This window comes from Colwellia sp. C1TZA3 (genome assembly GCF_007954265.1).
Lineage (GTDB): Bacteria > Pseudomonadota > Gammaproteobacteria > Enterobacterales > Alteromonadaceae > Cognaticolwellia.
The window spans coordinates 1-1,264 of sequence record NZ_VOLS01000137.1 but is presented as its reverse complement, the minus strand read 5'-3'; the positions used below and the strand labels follow the sequence as shown (position 1 = coordinate 1,264).

1 protein-coding gene is annotated in these 1,264 nt (G+C 38.1%); it reads left to right on the top strand.

Annotation, left to right across the window (positions count from 1 at the left end; all coding sequences use genetic code 11):
- Positions 1-64: 64 nt before the first annotated feature.
- Positions 65-1,233 (top strand): IS3 family transposase gene (locus ESZ39_RS17485; RefSeq protein ID WP_146881192.1). Its coding sequence is split into 2 segments (ribosomal slippage): positions 65-314 and positions 314-1,233, totalling 1,170 coding nucleotides; the frame shifts between segments, so codons are not numbered across the junction.
- Positions 1,234-1,264 lie beyond the last annotated feature (31 nt).

Here is a 1,264-nt window from a genome sequence, read left to right as displayed (position 1 = left end):
TGACCTGGTTTAATGGATACGACTACCTCAGTTAAGACATAATAGCCTTAACTGGAGAACTGAAATGACCAAACGTAAAAAATATACAAAAGAATTTAAACTTGATGCGATTTCTTTAGTCAGAGATCAAAACCTTAATGTTGCAGAAGCGAGTAGAAACCTAGGTGTTAGTGCTCAAATGCTTGGTCGCTGGATCAAGGAAGAAGAAAGTGAAGATGGGCAAGCTTTTCGGGGAAATGGTAAGTTAACCCCAGACCAAGAAGAAATACGCAAGTTAAAAGCTCAAGTTAAACGCCTAGAAATGGAGCGTGAGATATTAAAAAAAGCGACGGTCTTCTTTGCAAAAGAAACGAAGTGAAATATTCGTTTATTACCCAACATAAGAAGATCTGGCCAGTGGTACTTATGTGCCGCATATTGGGTGTTAAAAGTAATAACTACTACAGTTATCAAAAACGTAAGCAGAATGAGTTAAGTGATTCAACACATCAAGATATGCTTAATTTAGTAAAAGACATTGCCAAATTCAGTAACAACACTTATGGAACAAGGCGTATTAAAGCTGTGCTCAATGCATTAAGTTTCCCTATAAGTCGTTGGAAAGTAGCAAAGTTAATGAAAGAAGCTAATGTGTGGGTTCGCTATAAAAAGAAGTATAAATCAACAACAAATAGTGAGCACAGTAAACCACTGTATAAAAATGAGCTTGAACAAAACTTTACCACCGAGCAGCCGAATCAAGCATTCGTAGGTGATATAACTTACATTTGGACAGCAGAAGGCTGGCTCTATTTGGCGGTCGTAATAGACCTGTACTCTCGCAAGGTTGTTGGTTGGAGCATGGGTTCAAGAATGAAAGCTTCACTAGTTTGTGATGCGTTAACAATGGCAATTTGGCAGCGACAACCTGATAAAGGGCTTATTGTTCACTCTGACCAAGGTGTTCAGTACGCAAGCCACCAGTATAGACAGCTACTTAGCAAGAATGATTATATTGGTAGTATGAGTAAAAAAGGTTGTTGTTGGGATAATGCCGTTGCGGAAAGCTTTTTTGGTAGCCTAAAGCAAGAGCGAGTCCATTGGAAAAACTATGAAACACGCTATGAAGCACAGCAAGATGTCATGAATTATATAACTATGTGGTACAACAGTAACCGACTACATTCTTACTTGGGCTATCAAAGCCCTAATGATTTTGAATTGAAAATTAATGAATTAGAAAAAGTAGCTTAACTAGGGTGACTGAATTTACTTGACCAGGTCA